A 17,834-nucleotide genomic window follows, 5' to 3' on the forward strand; every position below is an offset into this window, starting at 1 on the left:
TCGGCACGGGCGCGCCTGACCCACCTACTCCGTTGTTCGGGGACGTGGTGCCCGCGAGCCTTCGTGCCGGATGTGGCACCCTCGCTCCGAAGGCCCAGGAGGAGGCCTCGTAGCCCTCCATCCAGGCCCGACGCTCGCGGGAGTCCTCGGGGAAGGGGCTGGCATCTTTCCGGTAGCCCTCCGCACGGGCGCGGGAACCTTGCCTGATGATGTTCATGAGCATGTGCGCCAACCTTCCAGTCAGCTTGGATGTCCTGCGTGGCCGCCCTGAGAAGCGCTGAACTTGGGTCGGGCAGCAAGCCGTTTCCCCGGGTGCGCGGGTCATCTCGACACGTGTCGGGTTTATCCCGACACCGTGCCTGCAAAACGGAACACGGTGAGGGGAAACCGGCACGCTGTCAGGGAAGCCCGCAATCCTCCAGGGGCAATCCTTACGCACCCGGGCGTGGTCGCGAGCGTTGTCCTCGTACAGCCCGGTCGAGCCTCGATCCGGAACGCCCTGATCGACGGGCGGCGGCATGCTTCGCAGGGCCCGCCGGCCGAGGGGCCCAGGAGGATACTCATGTTGTTCGATAGCTGGACGGGACTTTGGCGCGTGCTCCTCGTCGGTCCGTTGGCCTATGTCGCGCTCGTCGCGATCCTGCGGATATCCGGAAAGCGCACGCTGACGAAGCTCAATGCCTTCGACTTGGTGGTCACGGTCGCCCTGGGTTCGACCCTCGCGACGGTGCTGCTCAGCAAGTCGGTCGCGCTGGCAGAGGGCGTCCTAGCCATGGCGATCCTGGTCTTCTTCCAGTTCGCCATCACCTGGCTCGCGGTTCGAGTGAGTTGGGTCGACGGGCTGATCAAGAGCGAGCCGACCTTGCTCGTGCATAACGGCCTGTTCCTGGAACAGGCGTTGCGGACGCAGAGGGTGACGAAGGATGAGGTGCTCTCCGCGCTTCGGTCCTCCGGTGCGGGCGATCTTGCCGTCGTCGATGCCGTCGTCCTGGAGACGGATGACTCCATGAGCGTGCTCAAGGGTCAATCAGGAACTCCCGAGACGACCACGCTGGCGAACGTACAGGGAGAGCTCTCGGCCTGATGCAGCGGAAGCGGGCGCCCCGTCCTCGCGTAATTAATAAGTGTACCGTTTGGACACTCTTGCCAATTCCGAGACATGGACTGGCAGTTTGCGGCAGAGTCATTCAACTTCATGGAGAAAATCTAATGAATTTCATTGAAATCACAATTTCGAGCAACAAAGTTCTTGTAAATATTTCATCGATCAAAACGATTGTATCTGTCGGAAAGCAGAGCAATGTTTATTGCATCGGGGACGATAAAGATCTTTTTATGCAAGCTCAGGAGAGCCGCTCTGAGATCGAGGATCTGATCCGACAGGCTGGCGGCCAAGTTTGTCGCGATGGCGAGCCATCCAATGGTTCATAATGTGAGTTTGACCTATTAGGATCACCTCGCCAATGGCGGTATATACCGTAGAAGAATTCAGCGCGCTACAGTGTGCGCGTTCAAGTAAGTTGGCTGATCCAGCCTCAACGAAGCCATTCGTCGTAAGGGGCATGCCCCCATCTCCGGCGTCGAGAAAGGAGATGGTTCACTGGCACCGTCCCCCTTCCTTGCTTGACCGAAACCTCGTGAAAACACCTCATGGGCAGGACAGAAATCGCAATCATGCGTTGGCTGTAGACCGTGCCTCGGAATAGCGAGTCCAGCTTGTCCAATCCGGCGTCGGGCCGCTCGCGCCTGCACGACACTCTCCAGCCCGGCACGGCGCTGCTCGCGGCAGCCATTCTCCTTCCGGCGGTACTCTTCGCACTCGCATCCTGGCAGAGCTACGCAGACGCCCTGCATGATGCGGAAGTACGGGTCGAACGAACCGTCGGTATCCTGCACGAACATGCCGTAAAGGTTTTCGAGACGAACCGGCTCGTGATCGATCAGGTCGGGGAACGCCTGCGCGTCATGGATTGGGCGCGGGAGGAGGATCGAGCCGCGCTACATCAACTTCAGTTGCGCCTGCAGGACCAGCTCGACCAAGTCGCCACCATCACCATTGTCGACGCTCAGGGTCGCATGCGCGCAAGCGGGCGGACATACCCGGCCGATCCGAACGTTAGCTTCGCCAAGCGCGACTGGTTTCAGGCGCTGAAGGAGGCCAACCTACCGCTTCCATACATCTCGCGCGCTCACACCGGTCCGCAATCCGGAAAGCAGGTGTTCAACGTGGCGGGCGGCATTCGGGATCGGCAGGGCGCGTTCCAAGGCGTGACGGCGGTCTCGGTAGACCGGAGCTACTTCGAGGATTTCTATCGAAGCGTCGACCCCGAGTTCGATCACAACGTCATCCTGGTCCGCGAGGACGGCCAAATCCTGGCGCGCGAGCCATCGACCTCGGTAGCTGCGCTGACAATGTCCGGAGCCATGATGCAGCGTATCCGGTCCTCGCCAAGTGGGTCGTTCCGGCTCCTCTCACAAATCGATGGCGTCGAGCGAATATTTAGCTATCGGAAGGTCGGCGGGTACCCCGTGTTCGTCGGCTTCGGCATCAGCGTGCCTTCCGCGCTGGCGCCATGGCGGCGCAACCTCCTCGATTTCGGCATCGTGGCAATCCTGGCCTCCCTGGCTCTCCTGGCGGTCTCCAACCTGGCGATCCGGCAGACGCGGCGCGAGCAACTGGCTCGCAAGCAGTGGCAGAACACTGCCGATGCCCTCCAGGAGGAGGCCCGCGAGCGTGAACGCATAGGCGAACAGCTACGCCAGGCACAGAAGATGGAATCTGTCGGCCGTCTGACCGGCGGCATAGCGCATGACTTCAACAATCTCTTATCTATCGTTGTGGGCAACCTCGACCTGCTGCGCCAGCGGATGGCTGATGGAGACGAACGCCACGTACGCCTCGTATCGAACGCCATTGACGGCGCGAGACGCGCCAGCGCGCTGACGCATCGCCTGCTCGCCTTCTCACGCCAGCAACCACTCGATCCGGCGCCGGTGGATGCCAACAAGCTTATGTCGGACATGTGCGACCTCGTACGTCGGACGTTGAGCGAGAACATTGCTGTCGAAACTGTCCTTGCGGATGGGTTGTGGCCCATTTTTGCCGACGCCAACCAGCTCGAAAGCATCATCCTCAATCTTGCGGTGAACGCGCGCGATGCAATGCCGGACGGTGGGAGGATCACCATGGAGACCGCGAATGCGCATCTTGAAGAGGCCTACGCTGCGCTGCATCCGGACGTGGGCGCCGGGGAATATGTGTTGATCGCTGTGTCGGACACCGGGACGGGCATGACGCCGGACATCAAGGAGAAGGTCTTCGAGCCCTTCTTTACGACCAAGCCCGTCGGCAAGGGCACCGGGCTTGGCCTGTCGCAGGTCCACGGCTTCGTCAAGCAATCAGGCGGGCACGTATCGATCCGCTCCGAGGTGGGGCAAGGCACCACGATCGCTATGTATCTACCTCGCCTGGACACGTCCCGCGACGCGGCTCAAGCCTGCGCCCATCCTATGGCCCAGGAGCAAAATTAGTACGTCCGTCGGTAGCGTGACCCTCGGGTAAGCGGTAGTCGAACCTATCTCAGGCCCCGCGATCCTGCCACGCGCAGCAGCAGGCCCCTCGACTGATGTCGATTGCCAAGGCAGGTGCGAACTCCGCGTCAGGTGATCGGACCACGGACGTTCGGTCGGGAAAGGAGATTAGCTCGTCATCAAGGCGGGCATGATCGGCTTTGCCAGGTAAACCACCCGTTTCGCAAATACCTCGAAGGGCTATAAGGCCAAGGAGCCCCCCTGTCGGATTGGACCCCTCCCTGACCCGGCCGGCCCCTTCGGCAGCGGCCACCGTACGCACGTCGGTTCCATGGACCCGACGTTGGGACGAGGCCGCCTAAACCAAGTGCAGCCCACCTGGGTTCGGGTTCAGCGGAGCGACTGCGCAGCCATGCGATGCACGGTCTCGCCATCCCCGACCGTGCCGCCGCGACAGACCTCGGCGCTCGCGTCGATGACGAAGGCCAGGACCACCGCGTCCTCGACGGCCTCCAACCGCATATTGCCGTCCGCGACCACCAAGCCGCTTTCGGCCTCGCCAAACGTCTGGTCGTCGGCTGTCACGAATCCAGTGAACACGAAGAAGTAGGTCGCTTGGCCAGCCTTGTTCGGCAAGGACGTGGTTTGACCGGCGACAAGGCGGATGTCACGGCAGTCGACGGCGTTGCGCACGTTGAAGGGGGCCTCGCCCCCGGCCGGACCGAAAACGTGTCGCCATTCGTTCACACGGGGCTCGGGGAGCCGGCCATGCTGGATGTAGGGATCGAGACCTGCCGCTTGCGGCCTAACGAAGATCTGCAGCATGCGAAGCGGTGGGTCGTCTTCGCGCGTGCGTTCCTCGTGCTGGAAGCCACGCCCCGCATTCATGACCATGAGATGGTCGGCGTCGACCGTGAGGTGGCCGCCCTTAGGATCATCGTGGCGCATCACGCCCGCCGGGACCCAAGAGACGATTTCGTCCACGACGTGCTCGTGAAGCTTGATGTGGGTCCCCGGAGCGAGGAAAGACTCCATGATCGTCGCCAGGGGGCCTAGGCCGTGGTCCTCGCTTCCGGGCTTAAGGTGACCTGGGAAATACGCTCGGGCTGAGAACCTGCCGCTGTCGATGGCATCCTCCGTCGTGCGCGTCGCCTTACGGATCATGGTGGGATCAACCTCCTGGCTGGCCGGACGGCCGAGTGGACGTGCCGGACAACGCGTTCGGCTGTCGCAGGTGCCCTCACGCTTCCGGACGCCGATGAACACCGCAAACCCAGGGTGATGGTCTTCGGATCGATCGTCCACCAGCATTTTCAGGCCTGTTATTGGGCTACGAGTTCCGCCCCCCGCTAACGCACCTATGCGGATCCCCCATGTGCCGGGAATGCCATCGTTTGGTTCCCAGGCGCGATGTCCTCCCGGGCGACATAGAACTTCATCCCGTTCCGACACGTCACGACGACGATCCAGTTGTCGGGGGTTGCGCTTCGTTGCTCGGAGAGCTCGGATGTCGAGATGCCGTTGCACGTCTTGAAACGTGCGACCTTCTGCGCGGCCTCCTTACGGAGGCGGTTGATCCCCGGAAGTGCCTCAGCCCCCCATTTCGTGGTGATTCTCGGGTTCGCTCTTGCGGTGTATGGAACGTAGGCGCTCGGGTCGACCTTGGGGTCACCTGCCCATGCGCAGGAGGCCAACAGGAACGCAGCTACCGTGCACATCGAACGCGTCATGCAGGATTTCCTGGCCGTATGGACGGATAACCGACACAAGGCCCGACCCTGGGCAATCGATCAAGATAGGCAAATGGCCCGTTCGGACGATACCGCTTGAAAGAGGGAGCCGTTCCCTCTCCCGACGAGAACGATTTTTCTGCGACTAATGATGTTCGGCCTGAGCTGAGCAAATGCCGCACAGCGAGGGACGACGCAGGTGCGAGATATAAGGTCATCAAAACTGGGGCCGAGGAGAGATTTAAACTTAAACGAGGCCGCTCCGCCTCCAATGCGACCTAGTGACACTTCAAGTTGAAATAAAACGGAACTTTGGTCCCCAAAGCGGATCATTGCGCCGTCGATCACCATGCTGGTGCTGCCCCGTGGCGGCGTTCCCGGTACGGACGGGACGGGAATTGCGATACCCGGGAAGATCGAGTTCCTCCTCCTCGGACACGTTCTCGCCGTTCAGGGTGAAGAGAACTTGGGCACCGTGTTCTTCCAGATGTCGGAAGAGCCAAGTCAACGCCGCGCTGGCCTCGGCATGGGCGCCGAGGCGAAGGAACGCCTTGATGACGTAACCGGCATCTCGGATCCAGGCATAGCGGTAATCGTAGTTTTTCTTCCCGCCGATGCCTTCCGGAAGCGACGTCGTCGCGGCAGCGGCGATGGCTCCGGTAGGGGAGTAGAGCAGGAGTTTGAGGGCAAGGGCGCTGCGCTCGACCTGCTCGCCGTACCGGCCATCGTAGCCGAGACGCTCGGTCCAGTTGCGCCATGCGTCGCAGGAGACCTCAATGCGGTGGTCGATTTCCGCCACCGGTGCGACCACCAGCGGCTCGTGCGCGCCGGCGACGATGGCGACGGTCTCGCGCTGCCCCTCTCGCACTTCGACGGTGGCATTGATGGCGTGATCGTCCTCCCCACCGATGCGGACGCCGTCGCTGTACCGGAACAGCCCCATCAAGCCGGCGACATGGAACGCCGTGCCGCTTGCGTTCGAGGCAAGGAACGGTCCGGCAGTGTCGCCGCGTGTTCCGAACACGAGCTCGATGCGGAAGCGAACGTGCCCTTCCATACCGTCTATGCGACGGGCGAGCTCCGCCCAGGGCAGTCGCCCGGCCGGCCCGCTGTTCAGGCTCTCAGTGAGGCGCGCCTTGCCTGTGGCCGTAATGAACACGGTCTCGTGGACGTTGCTGCCAACGCGGTATCCGATCTCGGCGGTGAACGGCGCATCCGGCGTGACGGCGAAGTAACCACCCTCGTGCGGGGATAGAAGACGGTCGAACAGCGGAGGGGAATCGAGGTTCGGGCAGCACCACCAATCGATGGATCCGTCCGCGCCGGAAAGGGCGACCGAACGACCCTCGCCAAGGGCGGCATACGCTTCAAGTGGAAGGTATCCGTCTTCACGTTCGACCCGCCCGCCGGTACGAGGAAAAGGCTTCAACACAATCGATGGCTCCAGGGGAAAGCGTTCATGAGTGGCCGTCTAGGCGCGAAGCCGCGGCAGGACGCTTCTGCCAAAGGCTTCGATAAAGGCCTCCTGGTTACGCCCGACTTGGTGGACGATGATCTCCTCGAAGCCGATCTCCACGAGGTCGGCGAGCCATGCTGTCTGACGTTCGAGGTCCGAGGACACCCGGACACAACCGTGAACGTCCTCGGGACGTACGAAGCGCGACGCGGTCTCGAAGTCCTCCGGCGTGCGCAAGTCCCAGTTGGCGTCGCCCTCCAGCATGTTGGCGGCCCATTGCCCGTGGGCCTCGGAGAGGGCCCGCCCGTCGTCCGTATCCCAGCACACCTTCGTCTGGAGGAAGACCGGCTTGCCTTCGCCCCCGCCCTCGCGGAAGGCCTCGACGACAGGACGGAGCTTGCCCGGCTCGATGCCGACAGTGACGAGACCGTCGGCCCATGTCGCGACCTTACGGGCTGTCTCAGTAGTGACGGCGCCGGCCAGCAGGAGGGGTGCTTTGGCTGGGCGGGAATACAGTTTGGCTTCCACCACCGTGACCCGGCCTCGGTGCGTCACGGTCTCACCATCGAACAACGCCTTGATCACCGCGGCGCACTCACTGAGGCGGGCGGTGCGCTCGGCCTTCTCCGGCCACGGCATGCCCGTGATGTCCTCGTTCAAGCGCTGGCCGCTTCCGAGGGCCAGCCACAGGCGTTCGGGGAACATCTCGGACAGGGTCGCGGCCGATTGGGCGAGGACGGCAGGGTGATGGCGATACCCAGGCGCCGTGATGATGCCGAACGGCAATCGTGTCGTTGCAAGCGCGGCACCGAGCCAGGACCAGGCATGACCGGCATGGCCCTGGGCGTTGCTCCATGGCTTGAAGTGTTCCGACGACATCGCGCAGGCAAAGCCGGCACGCTCGGCCGATTGGACATACGATAGAAGCGTGGATGGCGCGTATTGTTCGTGCGAAGCGTGATAGCCGAAGCGCGCCAAGTTGGTTGTCCTGATCAAACGGAAAGCGAACGGCGGCTGGAACCCGACGTTCCTGCATCTGAGTGCTTCAACTCGACACGTCCTCGTCACCTGCGGCAGGTCCGCCCGGCCCGGAACGTCGGTTTCCGCCAATGGTTCGGGTCCCAAGGGAATGGCTCCCCGGAGCGCCACAGCCTTGCAGGGACCAACATCAGGACTTCGTTTCCTCGTCGCTGAAAGCGAACCTCCGGAGGCCCGTGAGAAGCGCCGCGACAGCGTTGGGCGCTCATCCGGAGAGACCTACGTCGAAATCCTGGCTCTCCTCGCGCCAGGCACCGTTTGCCACCGCATCACCCCTGCGGACGCGGACGGCGCCCTTCTGGGGGGCGAGAGCCTAGGCGGATATGATGCCGTTTTTCTCTCAGGTTCGCCCCTATCATTCTACGAGGACACGCCGGAGGTCAGACGTTCACTCGCGTTCATGGGCGCGCTGTTCGCTTCGGGTACGCCATCCTTCGGGTCCTGTGCAGGGCTGCAGATGGCGACCGTTGCCGCCGGCGGCACTGTCCGGCGGAACCGGAACGGTCCGGAGGCCGGCTTCGCGCGGCGGATCGTCCCGACGGATGCAGGGCGGTCGCATCCGATGCTCAAAGGCAGACCCGGCGCCTACGATGCGCCTAGCATTCACACGGACGAGGTCGAGACCCTTCCGGGCGGGGCCACCCTGCTCGCCCTCAACCGGTCCACCGTGGTCCAGGCCGCCGAGATCCGGCACGACGGAGGCACGTTCTGGGGCGTCCAGTACCACCCGGAGATTGATCTCGATGAGGTGGCGGGGGCCCTTCGGCGGCAAGCCGACGATCTGATCGAAAGCGGACTGGCACGTAACCGGCGCGAGGTCGAGCAACAGGCGGACCTCGTTGAAGCCCTCCACCGTGAACCCGACCGGCGCGACCTCGCGTGGCGACTTGGGCTGAATGACCAGGTCACGGATGGGGGCAACCGGCAGGTCGAGATCGCCAACTTCATCGAGGCGCTCTCCATTCCGGTGCGAGACGTCAGACGGTGATATGGCCGCCCGACCTGGGTTGGGATCAGGAGGGTGGTCGCATCGATCCGCCGTCGGGGACGTTGCCCCATTACGAGCCATTCGACGCGGCGGAAAGCCGTGCGCCGCCCACGAGCGGCCGGATGGGGGAACGGAAGGAAACTGGATGCCCAACCAAATGTTCGACGAGAACAACATCACTTGGCGGACGCTCGACTGGCTCCCGTAGATCGCTTTCTTCGTCTACAAGGTCGACGAGGAAAACCGCATCGTCGACGTCGTATTCAAATTCGCCGCGAACCAGCGCGTCATGTTGCACCGGCACAAGAGCCCCTACGTGACGCTAGTGATGCAGGATGAGCTCAGGTTCTACCGCGAGGACGGTACGCTGAAGGAGACCCGTCCGGCGGGGAGCTACGTCTCGGGCGCGGCGAACGGCGACCCGCATATGGAGGGTGGCGGCGACGAGGACGCCATCATGTTCTTCAGCAACCGAAACATCGAGGACGCGCTGTACGAGTTCCTCGACGAGGCGGGCAACCCCGTCCAGGTTCTCGGGATCGCGAACTTCAAGGCGCAGCTTGATGACCAGATCGCGACAGGCGCCTTTGCGAAGGTCACCGCGAGGGCTGCGTAGCAATCCAGAACACCGGGGGTGTGGAAGCAGCCCCGGTGTTTCGCTCGCGATCACCCGGCGTCGCAGGCGATGCCTATCACATACCCATGACCACCGCCGGGGCATGAGCCCCTAGTCGGTCGGGACTACCACATCAGCAGGGGGGCCGCTTCCGACCCGACCAGGGCTCGTGAGGCCCTACAGACCATCAGGCCGAAGACGAGGAGAACGTGTTCCACGGTTCGCATCCCGATCACCGCTCCTGGAAGGGGCGAACCGGTACGGAGCCGCCCGGCGAGATCGGTCCGAGATGCCGGGCGATGCCGGGATAGGCCGGATCCGACGGAGCGTAGCGAATTCGAGCGTCTCCCATGGCGCCTCCAAACGACCCAGCGCGTAGGATCAGGACGAGGCTGCCGTCCGGCTCCCGTGTCGCCACCCCAATGGGGCCGGTACTTGTCGTTCCGGAAAATCGGGCTCGCGGAGCCGTGCGGACATCAGATTGGCCAAATTCGGTTGAGTGAGCACACGGCGTCAGAATGACCGAGCCAACCAACGTGACCAAGACCAGCGTGCGTATCATGCCGAAACGCCTCCTGCGTGCGCGCGCCCGGCGATGCCGTTCAACGATCCATCAGGGCTCATTAAGATACCGGTCGGACGCCTGCCCGCCCTCGGCCAGCGGCATCGTGATGCGACCGCGCCGATCGATGAGCCCCCACAGACCACCGACCATGGAGGACGGTACGCGGCCGTCCGAACGGCAGCCTTGGCAAACTAGAGCCTCGCCACGTGCGTTGAATGGGAAGGACCAATCGAATGCGGTGGTGAGGACACAACGCAGGCGTCGATCATAAAAAGCGACCTTGCCCACGTGCCAGGCACGCACGAGCCCCGATGCGAAAGGGTCCGGCCCGTTATCGAGGATGAAAACGGGCAGCGCCAGGCCGTCGCGACGCGCCCAGAGCCAACCGACCCCGTCGACGACGATCTCAGTCAGCCCACCGTGAAAGCGCATGCGCGCGAGGTAGGCGGGGTCGATGCGGAACATTACGCCATCGCGGCGGGCGCAGTGCGCGTAACGGTCGAGGTCGGCGTGGACGTTGCGGCAGGCGAGGGGAAAGGTGGCCGCCTTGGCATTCCGCGCCGGGAGGAGAAGAGACGGGAGCACGGCCGTCGCGATCAGGGCGACGCGAATGCCGAACGCCGCGCCACTCATCGGATGCCTCCGGCGCCCAACGGGACCGGTCTCGCCCGTCGCGTCGCCAAAGGGCATACCGGCCGCAATCGGCATCGCTTTGGTTGCGGGCATGTCGCCCATCGGCCATATCTTCATGGGCTTTCACGCAAGGATCTCGAATGCAATCGAGGCTGGACCAGTCGTCCGTCGAGGAGCTCGATCTGGCACTTCGCTTGTACCGGCGCCTGTTGTTTCGCCTCCCCACGATCCTCGTCCTGGGCTTTGCCGGTATCATCGGCGTGTCGCATCTCAGCACCTTCCTGTCGCCGCCCTAAGGCGTCTATTTCCTCGGGCAGGGGCTGGTGACCTGGTGGCTGTTCGGGCTCCTGGCCCTGCTTTTCGCGGAGCTCTGGTGGGAAGGCCGCCAGATTGGAAAGGCCCTGAACCATCCCGGCCTGCAGGACTCACCCATCGCCGGCCTGATGGGCGGCCTGAACGTGATCGGGGAGCGCGCTGCGGAGATGGGTATGGAACCCGGGTTCCTTCACGGCCCGCTCCGGCCTATCCGTCAACGGTGAAGCGCGCGCGGAGGGGAGAGCCCACGTCGGCCGTCAGTTCAGGCGGTGGCAGGTCGAGGTAGTCTCAGGCGTTCCGCGCATGCCGCCCGCCGGCCGGATCTCGCAAACCACATACTTGCCGCCGCGCTCCAGGGTGAAGCTGGGACCCATGGCGGATACGATGCGGTGGCCGCCGTTGAGGAGCACGCTCATCGGCTCCTCAACCGGTACCCAGACGGTCGTGGGACGCGGCGGCATGGCGGGCGCTTGGGCGATGGCGGGGGCGCTCGATAAGATTAGCAGGAGGACGGTGTGCGGAAGAGGGCGGCGCATGTGAAGTCCTATCTTATGGTCTTGCGATGGCTACGGGACCGAAGCGCACTTCTGGCCCGTGGCGTTCAGGGCATGACCACGGCGAGGTCCACCGCCGGCAGCCAGCCAATGACGGGAGCCTTCTCGCCCCGGTAGCGTACGCGCAACCAGCCGTCCCGCCGTTCCAGCACCGCGACCGGATCATATTGGACGAGGTAGGGCGCGCGCGCCGGGGCCGGCCCGGGTTCGTGCCGGAAGGCCGTGCGCTTGGCCGTCACCAGGCCGACGCCGACCCATTCCGTCGAGGCCTCGCCCGCGTTCCGGGAGAGCGCGTAGGGGGTGCCCACCATGCTGCCCGTGGTCATTAGGCAGCCGCCGTGGTTCTCCGAGAGGGTCAGCGCGGCCCCGCCTGGGGTGAAATGGAGGCGCCCCGCAATGCGTTCGGGTTCGCCTGGGTACCACGTCTCAACCGTTGCCCCGTCACCCGCGAAGGTACCTCGCAGCAGGAAGATGCAACTGAACTGCGGGCCGCCGGGATCGGCCGTCCCGCGCTGCTCGGCGAATACGCCCGCCACCGCGCTGCCGGAGACCGCCAGGGTCAAGCTCTCGTAGTTGCCGGATCGCGCGGCCGGCTCGGCTGTCGCCGCTCCGCAAGTGGCCAGCAGGACCGCGAGGCCCAAGGCGGGCCAAACCGTTCGCGACGTCGCGAACCGGGTCTCACCCCGCGCCATCAGAGGTTCTTCTCCAGGACCTTCACCACGGCCTCAACCCGGTCCTTGAACTCCGTGACATTGGCGAAGGGGCGCCAGTTCACGTCGAGGGTGCCGCCATCGAACTTTAGGCCATTGGGGTAATTCGAGGCGGGGGCGGTCTTCTCGTCGAAACGGACGCGGATCGCCTTGAGTTTCTTGGCCAAAGCCTCGTGTCCCATCGGGTCCTTGCCGACCTCCTTCAGCCCGGCTGCGAGCGGCTCGAAGATGGTTTTCTCGAAGTAACCCTCGTCGGAATAATACTTGGCGTAGCCGGGAATCGTGAGCTGGTCCCACGCGACTTCTACTGGAACGGGAAAGCCAGCCGCCTCCTGGATCGCCTTCTCCTGAGTGGGGTATCGGTCCTGGCGGTAGGTCGCGATAGCCCGGCGCTCCGCAAGGCCGACCGTCGGCTCGGCCCTGGCCAACGGGGCGGACAGAACCACCAGGAGGGTAGCGGCAAGGGCGTGACGGCGTGAGATCATTCAGCGGTTCCTCCGGTGGGGTTGCGATGCTGGAGTGCGGGCCCGTTGCGACGGTTCGATGACGGCGACAGGCTCCCCTCACGGGACGAAACAGTGCCGTCTCACGCCGACCCTCTGCTATTCCAGCCCCTAGTATTCGATGAAAGGTAGGGTGGGATGATCCTCAGGACGGCCTTGGCCATCCTTTTAGCCGTTCCGCTTCTCGGACCGCAGCTCGTCCGGGCCGGACCCGACCTGCCCGCGGACGAGAAAGCCTACGTGAAGCGGCGGATGGGTTGCAACCATTGGAGTGGAGAGGACGCCTACGACGCGGCGCGTGTCGAGTTCGCCTCCCTCGAATGGGTCGACTGGTTCAACACCCGCCGCCTGCTTGAACCCATCGGGAATATCCCTCCCGCCGAGGCCGAAGCGCGCTACTATGCCCACACCAAGGTGCACGCCTTGGCCGCTTGACCCAAACCAAATGGCCTCCGGGAAACCCGGAACGGTTCAAATCCCTCGACCAGACGCACGACGCGGATGATTGAGATCGACGACCCGGTCCCCAGAGCGGGGCGGCGGCGGCGCGTTGCATTCGACGGTCAGGTGGAAGCCCACATTGGATTGAGAGAGATCCCACGGACCTCCTGTATCGTGAGAAAGCCCGAACAGGATTCTTCGTAGCGGGTTGCGTAGCCGTTGCCGTGTTCGTCTGGACCATCATCGCCTACGCGCCGATGATGGCGATCCTGTCCGTGCTCGCCCCGATCCCGCTTCCTTCCCACGCGGCGAGAAGGCAGCTGGTCGTCGCCCTCGGCCTGTCGGCGGTTTGCGCCCCCCTGATCTGGATGGCCTTCGGAACGATGGCCAGATACTTCCTGCTGAACCAATCCCGTCTTGCGGTCCTCGGGTGTTGGGCCGGGACGGGACGGGGCGAACGACCTCGTCCCGGACGCCCGTATCGTGCGGCGGCGGATTGCCCGCACCGCGATGTGGCGGACCAGCGCCATGACCGGCAGACCGACGCACATCGCCGCTGCGGTGGCTTGGGCGGTCAACCCCAGGATCCACCCGATGCTTCCGAGCACGGCGAGAACCGCGCCAGCCTCGACGTACCGGATGACGAGCTTGCGGGCATGCCGCTCACGCAAGCGTCTTGCTGCGGCCTCGGGTCCGGCGGTGCACATCTCAGATCTTGAACTCGACGCGGTCCATCGAGATCACGACTGCGTTCGGACGATGGTCGGTGAGGTCGGTTGCGTAGTGGAGGGCGTCGTGCCGGGTGCGGAAGAGGCCGCCGCCCAGGCCGTGCGTCTCGACGGCGACCCAGTGACCCTGCGGGTCCTGGCCGACGATGAAGCTGGTGGAGGGGGATCGGGGCGCCTCGGCTACGATGGCGGAGACCGGGAGGGGGACAGGCATGGATCGGCTTGGGTTCGCGCGATCCATCGTCGGGACCGCATCCGTAACCTGAGCCTGGTCGTATAAGGGTTCGAGCGGGAGACCTGGCCTTCCACATAAGTGTCCCATCAGGATTCCGCGCAAATCCACGGACTTGCGGCGATGCTCACTCGCAAGGGAGGCTACTGCGGCCCACCTTCGCCCGGTGGCAATGAGCCGCCATCGGGGGATATTCGCTTGGGCAAGGTGGGGGCACCGTTTTGGCGCGTGGCGTGGTTCTGCGCGCCGCTCATGGCGCTGGCTGTCGCCGGCCTCGCCTACGCATACCTCACACATCCGACCACACTGATCGTCGCCGTAGCGCCCAACGGCGGATCGGAGCCAGCCTTGATGCGGGCCTACGCGGATGCATTGATGAAGGGAAAGGCGTCGATCCGGTTACGTCTCGTTCCCTTCGGCGGGGTCCGCGAGAGCGCCGAGGCGCTCCGGGACGGCAAGGTCGACCTCGCCGTGGTCCGTCCGGACGTGTCGATGCCGCGCAACGGGCTCACCCTTGCGGTCCTGCGCGAGCAGGCGACCTTCGTGGTCGCGCCTCGTCAGGCTAGCATCGACGGCTTTCCTGCCCTTGCCGGCAAGCGTCTAGGCATACTGGCACCCCGGAAGGCAGACCATGCCCTGTTACGCGGCCTCATGGCGCGCCACGGGTTGGACTTGCGTGACGACAATCCCGACGGGGGCGCATCCGCAAAGGCGGTGACCTTGGTACCCGTCGAGGAGGCCGATCTTTCGACTTACCTCGCCGCCGGACGTATCGACGCCGTGATCCTGCTGACCACGCCGACGTCAGCGGCCGCCCAACGCATCGTCGGGCTCGTCCGGGATGCAGACACGAACGGCGAGGCTGCGTTGTTCGGGATCTCCGACATCCCGGCGACCCTGGCCCGCATGCCGCGCCTCCAGGCTGTCACCGTCCCAGCCGGCCTATTCGACGGTGACCCGCGCCTGCCGGCGGAGGACCTCTCCACGGTCGGATCATCCTACCGCCTGATGGCACGCTCGACCATGTCGCGCAGCGTCGCCGCGGAGGTGACCCAACATCTGTTCGAGATGCGCGCACTTCTCGCCGAGGCAACCCCCGCGGCGGAGGATGTCACCCACCCTACGTACGACACCACCGTCGGGGCGACCAGCGCACACCTGCCTATCCACCCGGGAGCCATCGACTACTACGAGCGCGAGCAGGAGAGCTTCATTGAGCGCTATGAAAGCTGGATCTATCTCGTGGCCATCTTCGGTGGCGGCCTGGGCTCTGTCTTCGCTTGGTTCCGTCAAAGGCTTGGGCGCATCCGGCGTGAGCGCATCGAGGTGGCAACGGCACGCCTGCTGGAGATCAGGTCGAATGCCCGCTGCTCGACCGACCGCGTCAAATTGGAAGCGATGGCCGGGGAGACCGACGACCTCGCAGCCAGCATCGCCCGCCATTCCATGAGGCGGGCGACCGAGCCCCGCACGCTGGCAGCCGCGACCTTCGCCATCGACGCGACCCGCTCCACGATCACGAGACGTCTTCGCGGTCACCCGAGCGTCGGCGTCGCCGTCGTCGGAGAAGAACCGGACGGAGAGAGGAAACGATGACCGCGATGTCAACTATCGCCCCGGACCGTATCCGCGCGCGGGCCTACGAGCTCTGGGATCGCAACCATAGGCCGGGAGGTCTCGACATGCAGTTCTGGCTGGTCGCGGAACGTGAGCTCAAGGCGGAGGATGCACGCAAGGCGGGGCACGCGGCCGAGGCCAATGAGGCCAAAGGGAAGCGGATCGCATGACGGCCGAACCCATCGCGAAGGACGAACGGAGCGTTTCAGGCACGCCGACGGGGCGGCCCGGCGACCCGGCCGGCGAAGGTCCGCCCGTCGCCCTGCCCGATGCGGGCCTTCCCGGGCTCGTGGCCTCGGGCGTCTACGCCGGCGGACGCCGGGTCGCGGACATCCGGATCGACGAGGCCGGGGAATGGGCGAGACGACCCGACCACGTCGTCTGGATCGGGCTCTATCAGCCATCCATGGAACTGCTTGTGCAGGTGCAGGAGCGGTTCGGGCTGCACCGCCTCGCCATCGAGGACGCGAGACATGCCCACCAGCGTCCCAAGGTGGAGCGCTATGGCGATTGCATCTTCGTCGTGGTGCGCACGGCCCAACTCGTCGACGGACGCATCGCACTCGGCGAGACGCAGATCTTCGTTGGACGGGGTTACGTCGTCACGGTCCGTCACGGGGCCTCCGCATCCTACGCGCCGGTCCGTGAGAAAACCGAATCCTGCCCGAAGCAACTCGCCCATGGCGAGGATTACATCCTCCACGCCGTCCTCGACTTCATCGTCGATAATTACCGGCCGGTCATGGAGACGGTCATGGCCGAGGTGGAAGCCATTGAGGACCGCATCCTCAAGCGGCAGTTGCTCCCGACCGAGGTGGAGCGGCTGTACCTCCTCCGCCGCGACCTGCTGCGCCTGCGCACCGCCGTCGTCCCGCTCGTCGAGGTCTGCCGCAAGCTCGAACATGACGACCTGGTGGCCATCGACGAGGAGATGCAGCCGCTTTTCCGGGAGGTCTCCGATCACTTGCGCGGCGTGCAGGAGGAGATCGACGCGCTTCGGGAGGTGCTCGCCTTCGCGTTCGAGGCCAGCCTGATGCTCGGCCAGGCCCAGCAAACGACCATTACCCGGCGGCTCGCGGCCTGGGCCGCGATCCTCGCGGTCCCGACCGCCATCGCCGGGATCTACGGCATGAACTTCGAGGTCATGCCCGAGCTGAAGTGGAGCTACGGCTACTTCGTCGTGCTCGGGGGCATCTTCACGGCCTGCGCCGTGCTGTACTGGCGGTTCCGCAAGAACGGCTGACTCTAGGGAATGCCGGCCGTAGTTTCACGGTTCGCCTCTTACCGAAGGTTCGTAACGCAGCCTTGTACGGGGGCTACCAAGCGCTCGGGTGCAACTGCCAAGCCGCCGACGGCGTTCTTGGGCTTGCACCCGGATTTGGCCGGATGCCGGTAGGATCAATCATGTCGATACGTTTCGGGCTGGGCATCGTGCTCGCCACTTTCATGACGGGCGCCGCCCTTGCGGCTCCCATGTCACCCGAGGAAAAGGCTGTCCTGCAGCAGCAGTGTGCGGGGGATTTCACGACCTTCTGCGCCGGCCTGCCGCCGACGGACGGTCCTGAAACGCAAGCCTGTTTCCAGAAGAACATGTCCAAGCTGTCGCCCGGGTGCCAGACCGCAATCAAGGCCTACCAGAAGAAGGGCTGAGGCTCGCCATAGCTTCGCTCTCTATGAGCGGGATAATTGTAGTCGTACCGGCTTCAGGTCCGATTTGGACTGGAGCCGGTAGCGCACTGGACCGTGTGGAGGACGAGGCGCTGTGTTGGCAGAGCCCGTAGCGAGTGGGGTCTCGCAGTTTATGCCTGCGTCGCCGTCGTCCTGGGGGTCGCAATAATGCTGACGATTGGTCGGACGACAGAATGGGCATCCGGATAGGTGCGGTCTAAAATCCTCCGGATGCCTGATGTTTTCGCCTGCACTTCATAAACCAACCGCAGCGGCCGCTTCCGCAGGTCTTCGCTGCACCGGTACATCCTGTCCTGCTTCACCGTGACCGCAAAGGCCCGGCGACGCGCCTGAGTTCCATCCCATGGGCGAGACCATACGGACGGAATTTTTCCGCGGTCAGCCTTCTTCGATGGGCCCGGGTGGCTGCGGAGCCGGCGGCTCGACGGGCGGATCGATCTCAGGTGTCTGCGGCTCGGGGGTGGGGTCGCCGATGGGCGGAAGCGGGT

Annotated in this window: 19 protein-coding genes and 1 pseudogene; 12 read left to right on the forward strand and 8 right to left on the reverse strand. The window is 64.4% G+C overall.

Annotated features, from left to right (window positions below; translation table 11 throughout):
- The first annotated feature begins 562 nt into the window (after positions 1-562).
- From FV220_RS02110 to FV220_RS25930, 3 genes are all read left to right on the forward strand, one after another.
- On the forward strand, positions 563-1,084 hold the full coding sequence (locus tag FV220_RS02110) for a YetF domain-containing protein (RefSeq protein ID WP_147829369.1): 522 nt from the start codon (positions 563-565) through the stop codon (positions 1,082-1,084).
- A 125-nt stretch (positions 1,085-1,209) separates the two neighbouring features.
- Positions 1,210-1,431, forward strand: a complete 222-nt coding sequence (locus FV220_RS02115) for a hypothetical protein (protein WP_147829371.1) — start codon at positions 1,210-1,212, stop codon at positions 1,429-1,431.
- 285 nt (positions 1,432-1,716) lie between these two features.
- A complete protein-coding gene (locus FV220_RS25930) occupies positions 1,717-3,531 on the forward strand; it encodes an ATP-binding protein (RefSeq protein WP_147829373.1) in 1,815 nt (604 codons plus the stop codon).
- 390 nt (positions 3,532-3,921) lie between these two features.
- Here FV220_RS25930 and FV220_RS02125 read toward each other — a convergent pair whose 3' ends face one another.
- The 3 genes from FV220_RS02125 to FV220_RS02135 all read right to left on the reverse strand — a co-directional run bounded on the left by FV220_RS02125 (position 3,922) and on the right by FV220_RS02135 (position 7,695).
- A complete protein-coding gene (locus tag FV220_RS02125) occupies positions 3,922-4,695 on the reverse strand; it encodes a pirin family protein (protein ID WP_147829375.1) in 774 nt (257 codons plus the stop codon).
- An 855-nt stretch (positions 4,696-5,550) separates the two neighbouring features.
- On the reverse strand, positions 5,551-6,693 hold the full coding sequence (locus tag FV220_RS02130; RefSeq protein WP_147829377.1) for a glycoside hydrolase family 15 protein: 1,143 nt from the start codon (positions 6,691-6,693) through the stop codon (positions 5,551-5,553).
- A 39-nt stretch (positions 6,694-6,732) separates the two neighbouring features.
- Positions 6,733-7,695: a TIGR03885 family FMN-dependent LLM class oxidoreductase gene (locus tag FV220_RS02135; protein ID WP_147829379.1), complete on the reverse strand. Its 963-nt coding sequence runs from the start codon at positions 7,693-7,695 to the stop codon at positions 6,733-6,735.
- A gap of 1 nt (position 7,696) precedes the next feature.
- Here FV220_RS02135 and FV220_RS02140 point away from each other — a divergent pair, with 1 nt between their 5' ends.
- Together FV220_RS02140 and FV220_RS02145 are read left to right on the forward strand one after the other, a co-directional pair.
- Complete coding sequence (locus FV220_RS02140) at positions 7,697-8,743, forward strand: type 1 glutamine amidotransferase (RefSeq protein WP_246689357.1); 1,047 nt, start codon at positions 7,697-7,699, stop codon at positions 8,741-8,743.
- Positions 8,744-9,032: 289 nt separating this feature from the next.
- The gene (locus FV220_RS02145; protein WP_246689358.1) at positions 9,033-9,359 is read left to right on the forward strand and encodes a hypothetical protein; all 327 of its coding nucleotides are present in this window, start codon (positions 9,033-9,035) and stop codon (positions 9,357-9,359) included.
- A 613-nt stretch (positions 9,360-9,972) separates the two neighbouring features.
- Here the strand turns inward: FV220_RS02145 and FV220_RS02150 are convergent.
- Entirely contained in the window at positions 9,973-10,557 is a 585-nt protein-coding gene (locus FV220_RS02150; RefSeq protein ID WP_147829404.1) for a hypothetical protein, read from the reverse strand.
- Positions 10,558-10,697: 140 nt separating this feature from the next.
- On the opposite strand from FV220_RS02150, the gene FV220_RS25935 reads away from it, so the two are divergent.
- Together FV220_RS25935 and FV220_RS25940 are read left to right on the forward strand one after the other, a co-directional pair.
- Entirely contained in the window at positions 10,698-10,853 is a 156-nt protein-coding gene (locus FV220_RS25935) for a hypothetical protein (protein WP_246689359.1), read from the forward strand.
- A 27-nt stretch (positions 10,854-10,880) separates the two neighbouring features.
- Positions 10,881-11,096, forward strand: a complete 216-nt coding sequence (locus FV220_RS25940) for a hypothetical protein (RefSeq protein ID WP_246689360.1) — start codon at positions 10,881-10,883, stop codon at positions 11,094-11,096.
- A gap of 33 nt (positions 11,097-11,129) precedes the next feature.
- On the opposite strand, the gene FV220_RS25945 is transcribed toward FV220_RS25940, so the two are convergent.
- The 3 genes from FV220_RS25945 to FV220_RS02170 form a co-directional block, all read right to left on the reverse strand.
- A complete protein-coding gene (locus tag FV220_RS25945) occupies positions 11,130-11,288 on the reverse strand; it encodes a hypothetical protein (protein ID WP_246689361.1) in 159 nt (52 codons plus the stop codon).
- A 185-nt stretch (positions 11,289-11,473) separates the two neighbouring features.
- Positions 11,474-12,118, reverse strand: a complete 645-nt coding sequence (locus FV220_RS02165; protein WP_147829383.1) for a hypothetical protein — start codon at positions 12,116-12,118, stop codon at positions 11,474-11,476.
- The gene (locus tag FV220_RS02170; RefSeq protein WP_147829385.1) at positions 12,118-12,621 is read right to left on the reverse strand and encodes a hypothetical protein; all 504 of its coding nucleotides are present in this window, start codon (positions 12,619-12,621) and stop codon (positions 12,118-12,120) included. Before FV220_RS02170 ends, FV220_RS02165 begins: the two co-directional genes overlap by 1 nt.
- 318 nt (positions 12,622-12,939) lie before the next feature.
- On the opposite strand from FV220_RS02170, the pseudogene FV220_RS02175 reads away from it, so the two are divergent.
- A pseudogene (locus FV220_RS02175) lies at positions 12,940-13,074 on the forward strand (IS3 family transposase); the annotation flags it as partial.
- Positions 13,075-13,788: 714 nt separating this feature from the next.
- On the opposite strand, the gene FV220_RS02185 reads toward FV220_RS02175, so the two are convergent.
- Positions 13,789-14,022, reverse strand: coding sequence for a hypothetical protein (locus FV220_RS02185; protein WP_147829388.1), 234 nt, complete (start codon positions 14,020-14,022; stop codon positions 13,789-13,791).
- A gap of 270 nt (positions 14,023-14,292) precedes the next feature.
- Between FV220_RS02185 and FV220_RS02190 the strand changes: the two genes are divergently transcribed.
- The 4 genes from FV220_RS02190 (at position 14,293) to FV220_RS02205 (ending at position 17,307) form a co-directional block, all read left to right on the forward strand.
- Entirely contained in the window at positions 14,293-15,636 is a 1,344-nt protein-coding gene (locus tag FV220_RS02190; RefSeq protein ID WP_147829406.1) for a TAXI family TRAP transporter solute-binding subunit, read from the forward strand.
- Between the two features lie 5 nt (positions 15,637-15,641).
- Complete coding sequence (locus FV220_RS02195) at positions 15,642-15,827, forward strand: DUF2934 domain-containing protein (RefSeq protein ID WP_246689362.1); 186 nt, start codon at positions 15,642-15,644, stop codon at positions 15,825-15,827.
- A complete protein-coding gene (locus FV220_RS02200) occupies positions 15,824-16,900 on the forward strand; it encodes a magnesium and cobalt transport protein CorA (RefSeq protein ID WP_147829391.1) in 1,077 nt (358 codons plus the stop codon). Before FV220_RS02195 ends, FV220_RS02200 begins: the two co-directional genes overlap by 4 nt.
- Positions 16,901-17,061: 161 nt before the next feature.
- Positions 17,062-17,307, forward strand: a complete 246-nt coding sequence (locus tag FV220_RS02205; RefSeq protein ID WP_147829393.1) for a hypothetical protein — start codon at positions 17,062-17,064, stop codon at positions 17,305-17,307.
- The last annotated feature ends 527 nt before the right edge of the window (positions 17,308-17,834 follow it).

Origin of the sequence: Methylobacterium sp. WL19 (assembly GCF_008040005.1) — a bacterium.
GTDB lineage: Bacteria > Pseudomonadota > Alphaproteobacteria > Rhizobiales > Beijerinckiaceae > Methylobacterium > Methylobacterium bullatum.